Raw genomic sequence first — 20287 nt, 5'->3', positions numbered from 1 at the left:
GGAAGGAGTTGGGGGAGACGCGCTGGTGCACCAGGGCCAGGGCCGAGACACAGCGCTCGTCCTGCAGGTCCTTGTAGTACACGCCGACCTGGTCGGCCAGCAGCAGACCCTTGTAGACCACGGTACGGGCCGACATCGAGGGCACGAAGAATTCCTTGCCGTGCAGCAGGTTCAGGGCCTGGATGGCGTGGCCGGAGGACTTGCGGATCACGTAGAGCTTACGTTCCAGCGCGTCGGTGACCATGATGTCCGGACCGCGACCGATGAAGATCTGGCGGATGACCGGCTCTTTTTCACGCACGGTGGGCGACATCGGCATGTCGGTGTCGACCGGCACGTCGCGCCAGCCCAGCACGATCTGGCCTTCGGCCAGCACCGAGCGTTCGATTTCCTGTTCGCAGGCGATACGCGAGGCGTTTTCCTTGGGCAGGAACACCATGCCCACGCCATATTCGCCGGGAGGCGGCAGGTCCACGCCCTGCTTGGCCATTTCCTCACGGTAATACTGGTCAGGGATCTGGATGAGAATACCGGCACCATCGCCCATCAGGGCGTCCGCACCAACGGCGCCCCGGTGATCCAGGTTCTTCAGAATGAGCAAACCCTGGTCAACGATGGAATGGGATTTCTTGCCCTTGATATGGGCGATGAAACCGACGCCACAGGCGTCATGTTCATTTGCTGGGTCGTAAAGGCCTTGCGCGTGCATATCGGTACTCCACCACTTTGACAGTAAGGATTTGAAGAATAGTGCACTGCACCCAATAGTTCAATGAAAATAAATAGGGTCTGAGTAAAATTAAAATCCCCACGATTTCCCTGATTTTTTAAATAGGGACATAGTGAAAAGGATTATTCGCAAACCTTTGATTTAAAAGGCTTATTTTTGAATCAGCTTCAGTCTTGCTGCACAGATACAGGCGACTCGTCCGTCACCGGCCGGGAAATGACCGGCCGACCACGCTTGGCGGGACTGACGCGACGATGGGTCTGGCGTTCGAGTCCCTGCTTGAAATTCTCCGAGCCCAGCGCCCAACCCTTGAGCGTGGCATCGGTGATGCGCTCCACTTCGGCCTGCGCCAGCCCCTCTTCGGTGAGCTGGCGGTAGGCGATTTCCCGGTCGAAGGGCGTGTTGCCAATCGACCAATAGGCGGGATGATCGGTGATCAGGCCATCCTGCTTGGCGCCGATGTGGTGCATGTAGCTGGACCAGGGATACTCGCCCGGCCCGCCCGCCAGGCCGTTGCGCACCGGATTGAGCTCGATGTAGCGGCAGATGGCCAGCAGGTAGAGCTCGGCATCGATGACGGTGGCGCGGTAGCGCCCCTGCCACAGCGTGCCGGAACGTCCATGCTTCTGGTTGAAATACGGGACGTAGTGACGCCCTATCCATTGCATCATCCGTGCCAGCCCCTGGTCGTCGACCGGAGTGGCCAGCAGGTGCAGGTGGTCGGGCATCAGCACGTAGGCATGGATGGCCACCTTGAATTGTCGTGCAGCATCTTTCAACCAGCCGAGGAAGGCCAGGTGGTCTTCGGCATCCCGGAAGATGACCAGGCCATCATGTCCACGTTGAATGATGTGATGAGGCTGGTTGGGTACCACGAGACGAGGAAGGCGGGCCATGAAGATTCGCTGCAAACCGTAAGAATGGAGCGCACATTCTAATGTACTCCGTCCCCAATAAAAGCATCCCTTTGCGGAGATGCCAAATCGGCATCACCATAGTCGAATGATAACGACGTAAAAAAACCGGCTGGATTGCGCCAGCCGGTCAAGCCCCACGGTTGAATCTGTGATCGGTACGATCAGGCGGTGCGTTCGTCCTTGTCCTTCGCCTTGCCCAGCATCAGGCTCAGCACGATGGAGACCACCAGGATCGCGCCTACCACGCCCAGCGACAGCAGCACCGGCACATGGAACCAATACGACGCCAGCATCTTGAAGCCCACGAACAGCAGCACCAGGGCCAGGCCGTACTTGAGCAGGTGGAAGCGCTCGGCAGAATCGGCCAGCAGGAAGTACAAGGCACGCAAGCCCATGATGGCGAACATGTTGGAGGTGAAGACGATGAACGGATCCTTGGTGATGGCGAAGATCGCCGGGATGCTATCCACCGCGAAAATCACGTCCGACAGTTCGATCAGCAGCAGCACCAGCATGAGCGGCGTGAAGTAGCGCACGCCATTGATGCGGGTGGAAAACTTCTCGCCATCGTAGTCGTTGCTGATCTTCATATGACCGCGCAGCCAGCGCAGCAACGGGTTATCACCAAGGTCAGCCTCCTTGTCGGCAAAGACCAGCATCTTCACGCCGGTGAACACCAGGAAGGCGCCGAACACGTACAGGATCCAGCTGAACTGGGCGATCATCCAGGCACCCAGCAGGATCATCACCGCACGCATGACGATGGCACCGATCACGCCGTACAACAGCACGCGACGCTGCATCTCGGGCGGCACGGCGAAGTAGCTGAAGATCATCAGGAACACGAAGATGTTGTCGACCGACAGCGCCTTCTCGATCAGGTAGCCGGAGAGGAACTCGGCGCCCTTCTGGTTGGCGAATTCACGGCCGACGCTGGCATCCAGGTACCACCACATCAGGCCCGCAAACAGCAGCGCCAGCGAAACCCAGGCCACCGACCAGCCCAGTGCCTCGCGCGGCGTCACCCGGTGCGCGTGACGGCCGCCGAGGGCGAACATGTCCACGGCCAGCATGCCCAGTACGAATACGATGAACCCGCCCCACATGAGCGGACTTGCAAAACTTTCTACGCCATTCACGATGACTCCCTCCACAGTGACGAAACCGGCCACCGCAAGGAATCGGCACCGGACAATGGCGCTACTCTAGGCGAAAGCGTAGTGAATGAAAATTCGAATATTCTGAGATAATCCATCGGAATTTCCGAAGTATTTCCACATCGCGGAAAACCCATGCCCAATCTCAACTACAAGCATCTGCACTATTTCTGGACGGTCGCCAAGACCGGTGGCGTGGCGCGCGCCAGCGAGCGCCTGCACCTGACTGCGCAGACCATCAGCGGCCAGATCAGCCTGTTCGAGGAAAGCCTGGGCTACAAGCTGTTCCGGCGCGTGGGCCGGCGTTTGGAACTCAATGACGAAGGACGCATGGTGTTCGACTATGCCGAACGCATCTTCAGCATCGGCGAAGAACTGGAGGAAGCCTTGCGCCTGCGTTCAGGCGGACGCACCCTGCAGTTGCGCGTGGGTGTGGCCGACGCGGTCCCCAAGGCGATTGCCTACCTGCTGCTGGAAAGTGCGCTGGCCATGCCGGATCCGATCCGCATCATCTGCCGTGAAGGCAAGCTCGATACCCTGCTGGCCGACCTGGCCATCCACAAGCTCGACATCATCATCGCCGACAGCCCCATGCCGCCGCGCGTCGAGGTGCGCGGCTATCACCATCTGCTGGGCGAATGCGACACCAGCTTCTTCGCCACACCCGAACTGGCCCGGCGCTACCGCAAGAACTTCCCACAGAGCCTGGAGGGCGCACCCTTCCTGATGCCCGGTGAGGATGCCGCTGTACGCCCGCGCCTGCTGCGCTGGTTCGAGAAGGAAAAGATCCGGCCGCGCATCACCGGCGAGTTCGATGATGGCGCCCTGCTGCTGGCCTTCGGCGACGCCGGTGCCGGCATTTTCGCCGCCCCCGCGGCCATTGCCGCGCAGATCAGCAAGCAATATGGTCTGGTGGAAATCGGCAAGACGGCGGCCGTACGTGAGCAGTTCTATGCCATCTCGGTGGAGCGCCGCCTGACCCATCCTGCCGTCCTCGCGATCCAGTCGGCGGCACGCGGCAACCTGGTGGTCGGAAGTTCGCGCGCACACGCGAAGTGACGTGGCGACTTGTCACACATCGATGGTGTAAACAGATAATCAGAAAGCAAGAGATCGGATAAGCAGACCAGTGTCATGCCAGGCTTGCAACGCATTCCCGACGCACGGGATCACGCACCGCAACAATGCTTCACGCGCATTGCACGACCAGCCGGAAAGCCAGTCCTGAAGCGGCTTTCCAGGATCTTCACGCAGCGCCGGGACAAAAGAAAAACCCCACGTCCATTGCTGTCCGTGGGGTAAATCCCATTCTCGGGGGGGAGAATGGAGGGGGAACTTGAATATAAAAAAATCACTGTCGCACCGCAGTGCATTTTACAAATTGTTACCAGCTCTTTAAGACCTGCAACATGCGTCAGATCCAAAGCAAATCTTCTGAATCAAATATATCAAACACTCGCCATAAGTAAAGATCGCAAGGCCAGGAAAGAAGCAGAATGTCGCTCGCGACGACTCAGCAGGAAAGTCGTGATGCGCCCCTCCTTGCCCAGCGAATGCGTGGCGAAACCATGTGGCTCCATCTGCATGGCAATCACCGAACGCGGCACCACGGCCACCCCGGCACCGGCCGCCACACAGGCCAGGATGGCGTGATAGGAGGCCAGTTCCAGCGTGCGTACCGGCCCGCGTCCCCGGCCATGACTGGAAAACCAGGCTTCGGCATGGCGCCGGTAGGCACAACCTTGCTCGAAGACAATCAGGGTATCGAGCGTGATGTCTTCCGGCGCGCGCACGCGGCGATGGCTGCGCGGCGTCACCAGCAGTAATTCCTCCTTGAACAGCGGCGTGGCATCGAAGGCTGGATCGTCAACCGGCCCGGCCACCAGTGCGGCATCGAGCTTGCAGGCGCGCACCTGACTGATGAGCACGTCGGTGGGCGCGGTGGAAAGCTCCAGTCGCACCTCCGGCCAACGCTGGTGAAATTCGGCCAGCGGCGCAGGCAGGCGACTGGCCGCCGCGCTTTCCATCGAACCGATGCGCAGGCGTCCGCGCGGACTCTGCGGTGCCACCACCTGGCGCGCCTCCTGTACCAGGTCGAGGATGCGGTCGGCGTAGTCGAGCAGGGCTTCCCCGGCGGAGGTGAGCACCATGCGCCGGCGATCCCGCACGAACAGCGGCACGCCCACCGATTCTTCCAGCTGCTTGATGCGCGTGGTCACATTGGACTGGACCCGGTTGAGCCGCTCGGCGGCACGCGTCACCCCACCCTCGGCCACCACGGTGCGGAAGATTTCCAGTTCGGCCAGTTCCATATCGTTCTCCAATGAAGATGAACTCATTCTTATTATTCATTTTTTCGAATGATTGAAACACGATAGCATAGCTTTCCATCGACCTCACCAGACTCTCCGCCATGACCGAGCCACTCCGCCAGGGGCCGGGGGCATCCGCCACCACCGCCACCACCGCCACCACCGCCGCCGTCTCCACCGCTGCTTCGTCACACCACAAGGGCATGGCCTGGAAGGTATGCCTGTCCGGCATGGTGGCGCTCTCCGTGGCCATGGGCATCGGCCGTTTCGCCTTCACACCGCTGTTGCCCATGATGCTGCACGAAGGCAGCCTGAACCTGCAGATGGGCGGCTGGCTGGCCACGGCCAACTACCTGGGCTACTTCGTGGGCGCCATGCTGTGTGCCTTCCATCGCAGCAAGCGTGGCGTGCCGCTGTTGCGTATCGGCCTGGTGGCGACCATCCTGCTGACCCTGGGCATGGGCGTGCTGCACCAGGACCTGGCCTGGCTGCTGATGCGTTTTCTCTCCGGGGTCGCCAGCGCCTATGTGTTCGTCTATACCGCCGGCTGGTGCCTGCAGCAGCTGACGCAACTGCATCGGCCCGAACTGGGCGGCGTGATCTTCTGTGGCCCGGGCCTGGGCATCGCCCTCACCGGCCTGCTGACCGGGCCCATGATCTCGGCCGGATGGCTGGCCGCCGGCGGCTGGATCGCCTTCGGCGTGATCTCGCTGGCGCTCACCGCGCTGGTATGGAAGACCTTCAGCTTCGACGCCGGCCACGGCGCGACGCAGGCCAGCGCCGGTGCCACCGACACCCACCAGGCCGAGACAGCGCAACAGCGGCGCGAGGTGCTGGTGCAGGTGATCGCCTACGGCATCGCCGGTTTCGGCTACATCATCACCGCCACCTTCCTGCCGGTGATTGCCCGCCAGGCCCTGCCGGGATCGGCCTGGCCCGATTTCTTCTGGCCCATCTTCGGCTTCTCGGTGGCGTTGGGGGCCTTCGGCGCGACCCGCCTGTCGGTCCATGCCGACCAGCGGCTGCTGCTGACCGGTGCCTACCTGATGCAGGCCGCTGGTGTAGCGCTGTCGATCTTCTTCCCCAATGCGCTCGGCTTTGCCTTCAGTTGCCTGTTGCTGGGCCTGCCCTTCACCGCCATCACGCTGTTCGGCATGCGTGAGGCACGCCGCCTGCGCAAGGAGCACGCCAGCAGCCTGATGGCCCTGATGACGGCGGCCTACGGCATCGGCCAGATTGCCGGCCCGCCGCTGGCCACGGCGCTGGTGCATGCCAGCGGGTCCTTCACGCCATCGCTGTGCGTGGCTGCCGTGACCCTGCTGGTCGGTGCGGCCCTGTACTACCGGCTCACGCTGACGCACCGGCTACCGGCACGCCGGAGCTGATCCGGCAAGGCGGTCCCACACGGCAAAACGCCCGCGACACAGGGATGTCGCGGGCGTTTTGCGTTTTGCGTTTTGCGTTTTGCGTTTTGCGTTTTGCGTTTTGCGTTTTGCGTTTTGCGTTTTGCGTTTTGCGTTTTGCGTTTTGCGTTTTGGCTTCTGCCTGCAGCAGTACGGTCAGCGGAATGCCGGCTCCGCAAAACTGCGCAGCTTGCGGCTATGGACCTGCTCGATGCCGTTGTTGCGCAACAGTTCCAGCGCACGGATACCGATCTGCAGATGCTGCGCCACGCGTTGCTCGTAGAAGGTATTGGCCATGCCGGGCAGCTTGATCTCGCCGTGCAGCGGCTTGTCGGAGACGCACAGCAGCGTGCCGTAAGGCACCCGGAAGCGGAAACCGTTGGCGGCCACGGTGGCACTTTCCATGTCCAGTGCAATGGCGCGACTTTGCGAGAAGCGTAACAGCGGCGTGCGGTGGTCGCGCAGCTCCCAGTTACGGTCATCGACCGAAGCCACGGTGCCGGTACGCATGATGCGCTTCAACTCATAGCCGTCCAGCTGGGTGATGCTGGCCACCGCATCCTGCAGCGCCAGCTGCACTTCGGCCAGGGCCGGGATCGGCACCCACAGCGGCAAGTCGTCGTCCAGCACATGGTCGTCACGGACATAGGCATGTGCCAGCACATAGTCACCCATGCGCTGCGAAGCCGACAGCCCGGCGCAATGGCCCAGCATCAGCCAGCCGTGCGGGCGCAGCACCGCCACGTGGTCGGTGACGGTCTTGGCATTGGAGGGCCCCACGCCGATATTGACCAGGGTGATGCCGCTGCCATCGGCACGCTGCAGGTGATAGGCCGGCATCTGCGGCTGGCGTGCCGGCACCACACCCGAGGGGGCCGGCGCGGCGCCGCCTTCCTGGTTGGCACTCCAGGTGGTGACATTGCCCGGTTCGACGAAGGCGGTGTACTGGCGGCGATAGGCCAGTTCATCGGGATCGTCAGTCGGCTCCATGAGACGCCGTCCCAGGCGCACGAATTCATCGACGTAGAAAGCGTAGTTGGTGAAGAGCACATAGCGCTGGAACTGGTCGGGCGAGGTCGCCGTGTAGTGGCGCAGCCGGTGCAGCGAATAGTCGATGCGCGGCCCGGTGAACAGCGCCAGCGGATGCACGCCCTCGCGCCAGGCGCCGTTGTCGACTTCGTAGCTGCCGTTGGCGATGCGGTCATCCATGGTCGCCAGGTCGGGCAGGTCGAAATGGTCGGGCAGCGAGCGCAGGTGTTCGGGGTCCAGGCTGCCCTCCACGTGTATGCCTTCGGGGAAGGCGAAGTGGACCGGGATGGGCATGTCGCTCACGCCGATCTCCAGCGGCACCTGGTGGTTCTGCAGCACCAGGCGGAACTGGCTCAGCAGGTATTGGTGGAACAGCTTGGGGCGTGTCAGCGTGGTCTGGTAGCAACCGGGGCCGGCCACGAACCCGAAGGACTGGCGGGTATCGGCATGGGTGGCCTTCTCGGTGGTGATGCGCACGAAGGGATAGCAGGCGCGCACACGCTGCGTCATCGGCTGGCCGCCAGAGAACTGGCGGAAGGCATCCCGCAGGATGGACGTATTGTGCTCGTAGATCTCCAGCACGCGCGCATAGGCGGCTTCGGGATTGGTGAATTTTTCTGTGGCAAACATCGTGGTTCTCCATCATTGCCGCGCGTCGCGCCGGAGTGGAATATGCGCTGGCACGACGCAACCGGACATTCATCGAAAATGCTTGTGCGCAGTGTCATCTTACCTGAGACGACGCTAGCGCATGATCGGTCAAGCAGGGGCATCAAGACGGCGCTTCACCGGCTTTGCGCAGCGCCGATTCAATGCTATCGTGCGAGTTCCTCCCCTCCATCTTGCCCCCTCCCGCGGCGCGCGCGTCAGCGCCCTGTCAGTTGCGAGCCGACACGCTCCTTGATGCACCGCAATGCGGCTTCCGGTGCTCACAAAGGTGCGGCCAATCCCGCTGCTGGTGCAGCTTTCTCATGCCATAAAAAAAGCTTTGATCGTGACGCGAGCCAGTGCTATCTTGTCGGCGCTGTGCATTGTCGACGACACCTGTCACGGTGAGCTGGCAACTGCACACACATAACAATATCTAATCACGTCCACACGTACGAGGCACACATGCTCATGAGAAAATTCTTCCACCAGTTCCTGGTCCTGGTCTGCCTGGCAGCCGCCGCTGCCGCGCAAGCCCAAACCCTGCCCAATGTGGTGATCCTGGCCACCGGCGGCACCATCGCCGGCACCGGCGCCACCACCACCACCACCGTCGGCTACACTGCGGCCAAGGTTGGCGTGGATGCCCTGATCGCGGCCGTGCCTGAGCTGAAAAAGGTCGCCAACGTGCGCGGCGAGCAGACCATGCAGATCGCCAGCGAAAACATGAACAACGACGCCTGGCTGAAGCTGGCCAAGCGCGTCAACACCCTGCTGGCGCAGAGCGACGTTGACGGCATCGTCATCACCCACGGTACCGACACCATCGAAGAAACCGCCTACTTCCTGGACCTGGTGGTCAAGAGCAAGAAGCCGGTGGTGATCGTTGGCGCCATGCGTCCGTCCACCGCCATCAGCGCTGACGGCCCGATCAACCTGTACAACGCGGTCCTGCTGGCCGGCTCCAAGGAAGCCATCGGCAAGGGCGTGCTGGTCACCCTGAACGACCAGATCAACGCCGGTCGCGAAGTCACCAAGACCAACACCTCCACACTGGACACCTTCAAGACGCCTGAACTGGGCTTCCTGGGCTACATCCAGGGCAGCAAGCCGTTCTTCTATCGCCAGTCGACCCGCAAGAACACTGCTGACACCCCGTTCGACATCATGAACCTGGACAAGCTGCCGCAAGTGGACATCGTCTACGGCTATGCCAACATGAACCCGATCGCCCTGAACGCCTTCGTGGCCGCCGGTGCGCAAGGCATCATCCACGCTGGCGTGGGTGATGGCAGCCTGAACAACACCGTGGTCCCGTCGCTGGTCGAAGCCCGCAAGAAGGGCGTCGTGATCGTGCGCGCCAGCCGCGTTGGCCAAGGCATCGTGGCACGTAACGGCGAAGCCGATGACGACAAGCTGGACCTGGTCGTCGCCGACACCCTGAACGCGCAGAAGGCCCGCATCCTGCTGATGCTGGCACTGACCAAGACCACCGACACCAAGGAAATCCAGAAGATCTTCTGGGAATATTGATCCGGTGTGGCGGCGTCCCTCGCGGCGCCGCTGCCCACGATCTTTCCGCTTGCCGGAGTCAAGCCCGCTGCCTGTGCAGCGGGCTTTTTCTTTGCCGGAACCATCCGCATCACGCGAAACTCTGACCAGTTCCGTACGCCGACAACAACAGGAGACCCCATGCCCAGCCGCCGTCGCTTCCTCACTGCCACCGGTGCCGGCGCGGCATTGGCCGCGCTGGGCCTGTCACCCTCGGCCCTGGCGGCACAGGGCCTGAAGATGGGGGCGGCACAGCGCTTTTCCTTCGAGGCACTGATGGCGCGCGCCCGCGAGATGGCCAAGACGCCCTACCAGCCACCGCCCGCGATCCCGGCCGACATCCTCGACCAGATCGACTACGAGGCGCATGGCAAGATCCGCTTCCGGCCCGAGGATGCGGCCTTCGCCGACGGCCCCGGGCCCTTCCCGCTGACCTTCTTCCACCTGGGCAAGTACTTCCGGGTGCCGGTGCGCATGTTCCTGCTCGATGGCCAGGGTGATGGCAACACGCCCGCACGCGCCCGCGAACTGCTCTACAGCGACCGCTACTTCGACATGCCTGCCAACAGCCCGGCGCATCGCCTGCCGGCCGGCAGCGGCTTTGCCGGTTTCCGCTTCCAGGAAAGCCGGCTGGCCGACCAACAGGCCAAAGACTGGCGCAAGAACGACTGGGTGGCCTTCCTCGGGGCGTCCTATTTCCGTGCCATCGGCGATCTCTACCAGTACGGTCTGTCAGCGCGCGGCATCGTCATCGACGTGGCCGATCCCGCGCGGCCGGAGGAATTCCCCGATTTCACGCAATTCTTCTTCGAGCCTGCCGCCCCCGGCAGCGATACCGTGGTGGTCTACGCCCTGCTGGACGGCCCCAGCGTGGCCGGCGCCTACCGCTTCAGCATGCGGCGCGACCAGGGCGTGGGCATGGAGATCGACAAGGCCCTGTTCCTGCGACGCGACGTGGCGCGCCTGGGGCTGGCGCCGGCCACCTCCATGTACTGGTATTCGGAGACCGTCAAGGGTACGGGCGTGGACTGGCGCCCGGAGGTCCATGACTCCGACGGACTGGCCATCTGGAATGGCGCGGGCGAGCATCTCTGGCGTCCGCTCAACAACCCGCCGCGTACGGTGTCGTCAGCCTTTGCCGACCAGCGCCCGCATGGCTTCGGCCTGTTGCAGCGCGACCGCAGCTTCGACCACTACCTCGATGGCGTGCACTACGAGCGCCGCCCCAGCCTGTGGGTGGAACCGCTGGGCGACTGGGGTGCGGGCGAGGTACAACTGATCGAATTGCGTACCGACGACGAGATCCACGACAACATCGTCGCCATGTGGGTCCCCAAGGCCCCGGCCCGTGCCGGCGACGCCTATCGCCTGCGCTACCGGCTCTACTGGCAGCAGGACGAGCCCTTCCCCTCGCCGCTGGCGCGCTGCATCGCCACCCGCCTGGGACGCGGCGGGCAACCGGGACAGGCGCGACCGGCCAATGTGCGCAAGTTCATGGTGGAGTTCAAGGGCGCCCCGCTGGAGGCGCTGCCTTTCGGCACCCGCCCCGAGGCCGTGCTCACCACCTCGCGCGGGCAGTTCTCGTATGTCTTCACCGAGGCCGTGCCGGACGGCGTAGCCGGCCACTGGCGCGCGCAATTCGACCTGACCGTGGAGGGCAGCGAGGCGGTCGAGCTGCGTCTGTTCCTGCGTCATGCGGGCCAGGCACTCAGCGAAACCTGGCTGTTCCAGTACCACCCGTTCGCCGCGCGCGAGGTGTACTGAAGCCGTTTTTAGATTCTTTTAAAAAAGATTTGTACTTTTCAAAAAACTTCCCTATAATCTTGGTCTTTCGCGGCTGTAGCTCAGCTGGATAGAGTACTTGGCTACGAACCAAGGGGTCGTGGGTTCGATTCCTGCCAGCCGCACCATATGCAGTAGAGAGAAGGGTCCATCGCAAGATGGGCCCTTTTTCTTTTTGCGCTTCCGGATATCACCGGCGCACCTCTGCGCCGGCGACCGCCGCCTCAATAACGTTGCCAGCGTCCCGCGATGCGCAACACCACCACGAAGAACACCGGCACGAACAGCACCGCCAGCACGGTGGCGCTGACCATGCCGCCGAACACGCCGGTACCGATGGCGCGCTGCGTCTCCGCGCTAGCCCCCGAGGCCAGCATCAATGGCACCACGCCCAGTGCAAAGGCCAGCGAGGTCATCACGATGGGACGCAGGCGCAAGACCGCCGCCCTGATCGCCGCCGGCACCAGGCCCAGCCCCTCGCCACACAACTGCCGGGCAAACTCGACGATGAGGATGGCATTCTTGGCCGACAGGCCGATGACGGTGATCATGCCTACCTTGAAGAAGACGTCATTGGGCATCTCTCGCAGGATCACTGCCGCTACCGCACCGATCAATCCCAGCGGCACCACCAGCATCACCGACAGCGGGATGCTCCAGCTCTCGTAGAGCGCCGCCAGCACCAGGAACACCACCAGCATCGACAGCGCCATCAGCATCGGCGCCTGCGCGGCCGACTGGCGCTCCTGCAGCGACTGTCCGGTCCAGGCCACGGCAAAGCCCGGCGGCAGTTGCTGCGCCAGTCTTTCCATCTCATCCATGGCGGCGCCGCTGGAGACACCCGGTGCGGCGCTGCCGGCGATACGCACGGCCGGCAAGCCCTGGTAGCGCTGCATCTGCGTGGGCGCCATATGCCACGAAACGCGTACCAGTTCGCGCAGCGGCACCATGCCGCCGCTCTGGTTGCGCACGTAGAGTTTCATGATGTCGTCGATCTGCATGCGCGCGCCAGCCTCGGCCTGCACGATGACCTGCTGCATGCGGCCGGCATTGGGAAAGTCATTGATATAGGCCGAGCCTAGCGCCGCCGACAGGGTCTCGTTGATGCTGGCAAAGGACACCCCGAGCGCCGCGGCCTTGTGCCGGTCCACGTCCAGCTCGATGCTGGCGCCCGGCGGCAAGCCGTCGGAATAGACACCGCTGAGCTTGCTGCTCTGTGCGGCCAGCGCCAGCAGGCTGGCCTCGGCCTGCTTGAGCGCCGCATAGCCCTGGTTGGCGCGGTCCTGCAGACGCATCGCAAACCCGGACGAATTGCCGAGTTCCTCGATGGCCGGCGGCAAGAGGCTCATGATCACGCCATCGGTCCCCTTCTCCATGGCGGCCTGCGCCAGCATCGCCTCCTGCGCGGCGGTGGCGCCGTGGCGCAGCTTCCAGTCCTTCAGCTCGGTGAAGGCCATGGCCGCATTCGGCCCCGAGCCGGAAAATCCATAGCCCAGCACCGAGAGGTTGGCGCCGACATCCTCGCGGCTTTGCAGGTAATGCTCGAACTGCCTGACCGCCTGGGCGGTGCGTTCGGTGGTGGCGTCTGCCGGTAGCTGGAAGGAGGTCATGAAATAGCCCTGGTCCTCCTCCGGCAGGAAGGCCGAAGGCAACACACGCAAGGCCAGCACCAGCATCACCGAGAGCGCGGCGAAGACCAGCATCATGCGCATGCTGCGGGCGATGAGCCGGCCCAGTGCCGATTCATAGCGCGCCGTCAGGCGTGCAAAGGCGCGGTTGAAGGCGCCGAAGAAGCCGCGCTTGTCGTGATGCCCCGGCGCCACCGGCTTGAGCAGCGTGGCGCACAGGGCCGGTGTGAGGCTTAAGGCCAGGAAGGCCGAGAACAGGATGGACACCGCCATGGCCAGCGCGAACTGCCGGTAGATCACCCCCACCGAACCACCGGCCAGCGCCATCGGGATGAACACGGCGGTGAGCACCAGCGTGATGCCGATGATGGCGCCGGTGATTTCCCGCATGGCCTTGATGGTCGCCTCGCGCGGCCCCAGCCCCTCGTGCGCCATGATGCGCTCGACGTTCTCCACCACCACGATGGCATCGTCGACGATGATGCCGATGGCCAGCACCATGCCGAACATGGTCAGCACGTTCACCGAATAGCCCACCACCAGCATCACCGCCAGCGTCCCCAGCAGCGCGATGGGCGCGACGATGGCCGGAATGACCGTATAGCGCACGTTCTGCAGGAACAGGTACATCACCAGGAACACCAGCACCATCGCCTCGATCAGCGTCTGCACCACCTTCTGGATGGAGATCTTGACGAAGGGCGCGGTGTTATAGGGCAGCGAGTAGCGCATGCCCTCCGGCAGCGTGGCACGCAATTCTTCCATGCGCGCGCCAATGGCCTCGGCCGTGCGCACCGCATTGGCTCCGGGCGAGAGCTGCACCGCCGCCACTCCGGCGGGCTTGCCATCCTCGCGATTGGAGAAGGCATAGGATTGCGCACCCAGCGCCACCCGAGCGACATCACCCAGCAACACGCGCGAGCCATCCGGCTTGGCCTTGAGCACGATGGCGGCAAACTGCACGGGCGACTGCAGTTGTCCCTGCACCGTCAGCGGCACGGCGATCTGCTGCCCTGGCAGGGCCGGCGTATCGCCCAGCCTGCCGGGGGCGATCTGGGCGTTCTGCTGCGCGATGGCCGTACTGATGTCGCCGATCGACAAGCCATAGGCATTGAGCTTGAAGGGATCGACCCAGATGCGCATGGCTTCCTCGGCGCCGAACAACTGCACCCGGCCCACACCTTCCACGCGACGCAATTCCTCCACCACGTTGCGGGCCAAGTAGTCGCTCAGCGCGACCTCGTCATGGCGACCATCGATCGAGGTCAGGCTCACCATCAGCAGGAAGCCGGAGGCCGCCGATTCCACCGTGATGCCGTTCTGGCGCACCGTCTGCGGCAGGCGCGCCTCGATGGCCTTGAGCTTGTTCTGCACATCTACCTGGGCCAGCTCGGGATCGGTACCCGGCTTGAAGGTGACGCTGATCTGCGCCGAGCCGGAGCTGTCGGCCGAGGATTCGAAGTACAGCAGGTTCTTCACCCCCGACAGCTCGCGCTCGATCAGGCTGATGACACCGTCATTCATGGCCTGGGGCGTAGCGCCCGGATAGGTGGCCGTAATGGAGACCGTGGGCGGTGCTACCGACGGATAGCGTGCGATGGGCAACTGGCTCATGGCGATCACGCCGAAGAGGATGATGAACAGCGCGACCACCCAGGCGAAGATGGGCCGATCGATGAAAAAACGAGGCATGCAGGAACTCCGTGGATCATCCCTGCGCGTCGACATGAGCGGGAGTGCTTTGCCGCGCGTGGCAAGCCGACAGTACAATCGCAGGGAGAGCGGAGTCTGGGTCACAACGATGAGGATTGCGCGATACAACAATGGAGTTTCGATGGAGAGGGAAAGCATGTCCGACAAAACGACGCCGTCCACCACCGTCCCGGACAGCGGCGTACTGATCCTCATCGCCGAGGATGCGCCGGAAATCGCCGAGATCCTGGCCGCCTACCTGGCGCGCAATGGCATGCGCAGCGTGCACGCCACCGATGGCGCGCGGGCGCTGGAGATGCACCTGGCACTCAAGCCCGACCTGGTGCTGCTGGATATCCAGATGCCCCAGGTCAACGGCTGGCAAGTGCTGTCGCAGATCCGCCAGCGCGGCGATACGCCGGTCATCATGCTCACCGCACTGGACCAGGACGTGGACAAGCTCACCGGCCTGCGCATCGGTGCCGATGACTACGTGGTCAAGCCCTTCAATCCGGCCGAGGTGGTGGCACGGGTGGAAGCGGTACTGCGCCGCAGCCAGCCACGCGAAGACCGCGACGATCGCCGCATCCTGCGCGCCCCGCCCTTCGTGATCGACTTCGAGCAGCACGAGGCCGTGGCCGAGCTCGACGGCACCACGCATACCCTGGTGCTGACCCTGACCGAGTTCAAGCTGCTGGCGCAACTGGCACGCGCACCGCGTCGGGTGTTCACGCGTTCCGAGTTGCTGACCACCTGCCTGCCCGAAGGCGATACCCTGGAGCGCACCGTCGACAGCCATGTCAGCAAGCTGCGCAAGAAGCTGGAAGACCTCGGCATCGCCGGCATCCCCGTGAGCATCCGCGGGGTCGGCTATCGCTTCCAGCAAGGCAGCTGAGCCCGGCATGACGCCCATGAAGAACAGCATCGATCTCGTCGCCATCTGGCGCAGCAAGGGGCTGGCACGCCAGATCATCAGCTCGGTGGCGATCCTGGCGCTGACCATCATGCTGATGGTCTTGCTGGGCTCCTATGCGTTCTACTCCACGCTGTGGATCTTCTATCCGGACAGCCTGTCGGCCCCCGACAGCTGGCTGCCCTCGCCGGCCGAATGGGGCTGGATCATCGTCAGCACGCTCATCGGCCTGGCCATCGCGATCTGGGTGGCCATCCGCCTCTCGCGTCGCATTCTCACGCCCCTGAACTCGGTCGCCACCAGCCTGCGCCGGGTGGCCCAGGGCGACCTGGCGGCACGCGCCGCCACCCGGGGCCAGGCGCTGGACGAAGCCTCGCAGCTCATCAGCGACTTCAATGCCATGGCCGAGCGGCTGGAACGGGTACAGCAGGAACGCATCTTCTGGAATGCCGCCATCGCCCACGAATTACGCACGCCGCTGACGATCCTGCGCGGACGCCTGCAGGGCTTGAGCGATGGCGTCTTCCAGCCCGATCCGGCGCTGTTCTCCAGCCTGCTGGACCAGGTCGAGGGACTGGGTCGGCTCATCGAGGACCTGCGCATCGTCGGCCTGGCCGAGAGCGGCCACCTGCACATCCAGTTGCAGGACACCGACCTGCACCAGGAAATCACCACCGTGCTCAAGGCCTGCGAGCCTTCGCTGCAGGACCGGGGCTTCCAGCTCGTGCTGGACATCGCGCTGGCGCGCACGGTATGCGACCCGGTGCGCATCCGCCAGGCCCTGCTGGCGCTGCTGGAAAACGCCTTGCAGCATGCCACCCCCGGCCCGCTGCGTATCGGCACGAGCCGCCGCAATGGCATGGACTGCCTGACCGTGGAAGACAGCGGCCCGGGCTTGCCGGCCAGCGATGCACAGATGATCTTCGACGCCTTCCAGCGCGGGTCGCGTGCCATGGATGGCCACCAGAAAGGCAGCGGCCTGGGCCTGGCCGTGGTCAGGGCCATTGCCAGCGCGCACCAGGGGACGGCCGATTGCCGACGTTCCGAGCTGGGCGGCACTTGCTTCCGGGTATGCTGGCCGAATTGAGCAATGATGTGTATATTTTCCCGTGGATATACGCATGGATAGGCAGAACAGCACCAGCTTGACTGGACCAGGGGGACATCGATGCGCAAACTCGGCACGGCGGTGGCGATCACCATCGCGCTGTTGTCAGGCGTCAGACCGGACAGCGCTGTCGGCGCGGATATCCGGTATGTGCCCTTGGGCTTCACCGGCCGGCTCACCGAACCCACTGCGCAAAGCGCCCTGCAGGGCGCACAACTGGCGCTCAGCGACGCCAACGAACTGGCCACAAGAAAACACCTGGACATCCGCTTCAGGCTGCTGCCCCAGGATGATCGCGGCAATGAAAACTTCGCGATCAACATCGCACGCTACTACATCAAGGAAAACGTCGCCGGCGTCGTCGGCCCCTGGAGCAGCGACGCTGCGCTGGCCACCGCCGAGCTCTACGAGCGCGCGCATATTCCGCAGATCGGCTTTACCGCCACCGTCAGCAAATTGACCAGTTCCGGCCGTGCCATGCCCTTCCGGGTCGTGGGTGGTACCAGCGACCTGGCCGCCGCGCTGGCCGAGGTCGCCATGGGTCCCTTGCAGGGACGGCGCATCCTGGTGATCCAGAATGATTCGGCCTACAGCATGGCGCTGGCCGATGCCTTTGTGGAAAAAGTGGGCAGCAGCGGCGCGGCCAGCGTGACACGCTTCCAGGCCGGGCGGCAGAACACCGACTTCAGTGCCGCCCTCAAGGCAGCGGCGCAACAGGAAGCCGATGTCATCGTGTTCGTGGCCATGTATCCGCAGGTACGCGCCTTCCTCGATGCGGCCAGACGGGCTCAATCGACGGCGAGTATCCTGCTCACGGCTGGCGCCACCAACCTGGTCGACAAGCCGGCCGGCGATGGGCAGTTATACGTGCTGGAGTTCGAGATCCCGCAAGACCACTGCCCGCGCTGGAAGGCATTCTCGGCGGCCTACACGCGGCAGTTCAAGTCGACGCCGACCACCTATTCCTACTATGCCTACGATGCCGCCAGCGTGCTGACCGCTGCCATCCTGAAGTCGGGCGCTGGTGATGGCGAGAAGATCGCGCAGGCATTGCATCAGGACCAGTATGCCGGACTGCATGGTCCGATCCGCTTCGATGCCGGTGGCGCCAATGCCCATCCTCGCTTCACCCTGTATCGCTTCCAGGGCCAGTGGCGGCCTGTGCAATATTTCCCGGCGGCTGCGGGACGGCGGGAGAAGTGCCAGTGAGGCAGCCGCCGTGTCGCACGCGAGATGCGACACCGGCTTTCCCGACTTGGGGGACGCACCCCGCAGGAAATAAAAAAGCGAGGCTGCCCGGTGACAGGCAGCCTCGCTGAAACACCATCCGGGGCAAAAGCAAGGAGGGCTTAGCTGAAGCTCTTGGACCAGTTCGCGTACCAGGTGCGGAACAGCTGGTACTGGGATTGCGCATAGCCACGCTGGGCGTCGCTCAACACATCGGTCTCGTTGAAGTGCAGCGCATACTCCTGGTCGCCGTTGAGCACCATCAGGTACTTGTAGAACAACACCAGGTCGCAGCCCTCATCGAAGGAAGAAAGAACCGCCAGCGCCGACTCCAGCTCCTTGGCGCGCGTGCGGGCGACAGCATCCCCCTTGGCCGCCTTGCTGCACAGGTCCACCAGTTGCAGGACTTCGCGGGGCAGGGCATTGCCGATGCCGGTGATGGCGCCAGCGGCACCGCAGTTGACGAAGCCGTGGAAGACCTGGGTATCGACACCGGCCATCAGGATGACCTCGTCATCCCGGGAGGTGATGTTCTCTGCGGCGTAGCGCATGTCCGCCGCACCACCGAATTCCTTGAAGCCGATCAGGTTGGGGAATTGGGCGCGCAGTTCGAAGAACAGGTCGGCGCGGGTGGCAAAGCCGTAATACGGGCTGTTGTAAATCACCGCAGGCAAGTTCGGCGCCGCCTTCAGGATGGCGGCGAAGTGCGCCTTTTGCGCCGCCACGGAGGCGCCACGCGAGAGCACACGCGGGATGACCATCAAGCCATGGGCCCCGACCTTGGCAGCGTGCGCCGCATGCGACACCGCTTCCTTCGAGTTCACCGCACCGGTGCCGACAATGGTGGGCACACCCGCGGCCACCAGACGGGCAACACCTTCCTGGCGCTGCGCTTCGGTCAGCAGCGGCCAGTCGCCCATGGAGCCGCAATAGACCACCGCACGCATGCCCAGTGCCACCAGTTCCCGCCCCTTCTTGACCAATGCGTCGAAGTCCGGCTGACGGTCAGCCGTGCAGGGAGTCATCAAGGCGGGAATGGTGCCGGTAAAGATGTTGTCGCTCATTTCGTTTCCTCATTCAATCAAATTGGATTTATCCACAGCGCATGGCCCGAGCCCGATGTGCCGCGATCAGTGTTTTTACCTGGCCAGGCAATCCACCCGGCACAAGAGAAGCGCTTTCAAGCAGGTCCGCCGGACAGGAATCGCCCGCTCCGCCGAGCCTCTGGCGTCGACGGAAAGATTCTATCCAACTTGGATAGAATATACAATATAAAATAAGACGTCGCGACAACAGGGCGTTCCAGGCCGGTCGCCCATGCATCTTGTCGATTCGGGAATGCCCCGGCGTGCGTGACGGCGGGTAGAGAACGGATCAGCGCGGGTTGCGGCAGCGGTCATGGCCACCGCAACACCTGATCGGCTAGCCCGAAGGCCAGGGGGAAGGCGGGTGGAAGATCAGCGCGCCTGACGGCGCTCGCGCAAGAAGGCCTTCAGCTCATCGCAGGCATGTTCGATATGACGCTTGAGCAAGGAGGTGGCCGCCCGCGTGTCACCCTTTTTGCACAGGGCGACCAGCTCGGCGTGCTCCGACTCGGCGACATCCCGGGCCGCCTCCGAAAGGGAAAGCTGCATGCGGGTATAGCGGTCCGTATGCTGCAACAGCGAGGCGACGATGGCCGAGGTCTTCGGCTGCTCGGCACGCGACAACAGCAACTGGTGCAGGGACGTATTGAGCTCGCCCCAGCGCCCTTCCTGGCTGGCATGCAGCACGACGCTGTACTCGGCGAGGATGGCATCGAGCCTGGCAAAATCGTCGGCCGTCAGCTTGGGAATGGACTTGCGCAACAGCACCGGCTCCAGGAGTGCCCGCAATTCGAAGAGCTCGGTAATATCTTCGGGGGACAATTCGGAAACGACCGCCCCCTTGTGAGGCAGGATCTTGACCAGTCCTTCATTCTCAAGCTGGAGCAAGGCTTCCCGGAACGGAATTCGGCTGATGCCCATTTCGGTGGCCAGCGCATCCTGCCGCAATTGATACCCCTCTTCGTATTCGCCGGTGAGGATACGGCGGCGCAGTTCATTCGCGGCGGCTTCGGCGCGTGTGGCGAAGCCGAGGGCGGGACGTTTTTCGTTCATGGTTCAAGTAATCACTGGGATGCAGCCAAGCCGGTCGGCCTGGCGATGAATA

The 20287-nt window shown here is 63.5% G+C and carries 14 protein-coding genes, 1 tRNA gene and 1 pseudogene; 8 read left to right on the top strand and 8 right to left on the bottom strand.

Features of this window, described 5'->3' with window-relative positions; translation table 11 throughout:
- The 3 genes and pseudogenes from ACIPHN_RS15500 to ACIPHN_RS15490 all read right to left on the bottom strand — a co-directional run.
- A pseudogene (locus ACIPHN_RS15500) lies at positions 1–709 on the bottom strand (glutamate synthase subunit alpha); the annotation flags it as partial.
- A 188-nt stretch (positions 710–897) separates the two neighbouring features.
- Positions 898–1626 carry a transposase gene (locus ACIPHN_RS15495; RefSeq protein WP_400437558.1) on the bottom strand — a complete coding sequence of 243 codons (729 nt, stop codon included), beginning with the start codon at positions 1624–1626 and terminating at the stop codon, positions 898–900.
- Positions 1627–1808: 182 nt separating this feature from the next.
- On the bottom strand, positions 1809–2786 hold the full coding sequence (locus ACIPHN_RS15490; protein WP_400437556.1) for a TerC family protein: 978 nt from the start codon (positions 2784–2786) through the stop codon (positions 1809–1811).
- A 153-nt stretch (positions 2787–2939) separates the two neighbouring features.
- Between ACIPHN_RS15490 and nhaR the strand changes: the two genes are divergently transcribed.
- On the top strand, positions 2940–3863 hold the full coding sequence (gene nhaR, locus ACIPHN_RS15485; RefSeq protein WP_400437554.1) for a transcriptional activator NhaR: 924 nt from the start codon (positions 2940–2942) through the stop codon (positions 3861–3863).
- Positions 3864–4252: 389 nt separating this feature from the next.
- Here the strand turns inward: nhaR and ACIPHN_RS15480 are convergent, their stop codons facing one another.
- Positions 4253–5116 (bottom strand): LysR family transcriptional regulator, encoded by an 864-nt coding sequence (locus tag ACIPHN_RS15480; protein ID WP_400437552.1) that lies wholly within the window; start codon positions 5114–5116, stop codon positions 4253–4255.
- Positions 5117–5319: 203 nt separating this feature from the next.
- On the opposite strand from ACIPHN_RS15480, the gene ACIPHN_RS15475 reads away from it, so the two are divergent.
- Positions 5320–6501: a YbfB/YjiJ family MFS transporter gene (locus ACIPHN_RS15475; RefSeq protein ID WP_400437574.1), complete on the top strand. Its 1182-nt coding sequence runs from the start codon at positions 5320–5322 to the stop codon at positions 6499–6501.
- Between the two features lie 174 nt (positions 6502–6675).
- On the opposite strand, the gene ACIPHN_RS15470 is transcribed toward ACIPHN_RS15475, so the two are convergent.
- Positions 6676–8178, bottom strand: coding sequence for an AMP nucleosidase (locus ACIPHN_RS15470; protein WP_400437550.1), 1503 nt, complete (start codon positions 8176–8178; stop codon positions 6676–6678).
- Positions 8179–8661: 483 nt separating this feature from the next.
- Between ACIPHN_RS15470 and ACIPHN_RS15465 the strand changes: the two genes are divergently transcribed.
- The 3 genes from ACIPHN_RS15465 (at position 8662) to ACIPHN_RS15455 (ending at position 11657) form a co-directional block, all read left to right on the top strand.
- Positions 8662–9729, top strand: a complete 1068-nt coding sequence (locus ACIPHN_RS15465; RefSeq protein ID WP_400437548.1) for a type II asparaginase — start codon at positions 8662–8664, stop codon at positions 9727–9729.
- Positions 9730–9888: 159 nt separating this feature from the next.
- Positions 9889–11511: a glucan biosynthesis protein gene (locus ACIPHN_RS15460; RefSeq protein WP_400437546.1), complete on the top strand. Its 1623-nt coding sequence runs from the start codon at positions 9889–9891 to the stop codon at positions 11509–11511.
- Positions 11512–11580: 69 nt separating this feature from the next.
- A tRNA-Arg gene (locus ACIPHN_RS15455) sits at positions 11581–11657 on the top strand.
- 96 nt (positions 11658–11753) lie between these two features.
- Here the strand turns inward: ACIPHN_RS15455 and ACIPHN_RS15450 are convergent.
- A complete protein-coding gene (locus ACIPHN_RS15450; RefSeq protein ID WP_400437544.1) occupies positions 11754–14849 on the bottom strand; it encodes a multidrug efflux RND transporter permease subunit in 3096 nt (1031 codons plus the stop codon).
- 157 nt (positions 14850–15006) lie between these two features.
- On the opposite strand from ACIPHN_RS15450, the gene ACIPHN_RS15445 reads away from it, so the two are divergent.
- The 3 genes from ACIPHN_RS15445 (at position 15007) to ACIPHN_RS15435 (ending at position 18079) form a co-directional block, all read left to right on the top strand.
- Positions 15007–15744, top strand: coding sequence for a response regulator (locus tag ACIPHN_RS15445; RefSeq protein ID WP_400437542.1), 738 nt, complete (start codon positions 15007–15009; stop codon positions 15742–15744).
- Positions 15745–15760: 16 nt separating this feature from the next.
- Positions 15761–16849, top strand: coding sequence for an ATP-binding protein (locus tag ACIPHN_RS15440; protein WP_400437572.1), 1089 nt, complete (start codon positions 15761–15763; stop codon positions 16847–16849).
- A gap of 81 nt (positions 16850–16930) precedes the next feature.
- Positions 16931–18079: a branched-chain amino acid ABC transporter substrate-binding protein gene (locus tag ACIPHN_RS15435; protein ID WP_400437540.1), complete on the top strand. Its 1149-nt coding sequence runs from the start codon at positions 16931–16933 to the stop codon at positions 18077–18079.
- Between the two features lie 140 nt (positions 18080–18219).
- Here ACIPHN_RS15435 and ACIPHN_RS15430 read toward each other — a convergent pair whose 3' ends face one another.
- The gene (locus tag ACIPHN_RS15430) at positions 18220–19161 is read right to left on the bottom strand and encodes a dihydrodipicolinate synthase family protein (RefSeq protein ID WP_400437539.1); all 942 of its coding nucleotides are present in this window, start codon (positions 19159–19161) and stop codon (positions 18220–18222) included.
- A 393-nt stretch (positions 19162–19554) separates the two neighbouring features.
- Positions 19555–20235, bottom strand: coding sequence for a GntR family transcriptional regulator (locus ACIPHN_RS15425; protein ID WP_400437537.1), 681 nt, complete (start codon positions 20233–20235; stop codon positions 19555–19557).
- Positions 20236–20287: the final 52 nt, after the last annotated feature.

Source organism: Herbaspirillum sp. NPDC087042, assembly GCF_044745245.1.
In the GTDB taxonomy this organism is placed as follows: domain Bacteria; phylum Pseudomonadota; class Gammaproteobacteria; order Burkholderiales; family Burkholderiaceae_D; genus Herbaspirillum.
Note: the sequence above shows the minus strand (reverse complement) of the source record. Positions and strands in the feature narration are given on the sequence as shown.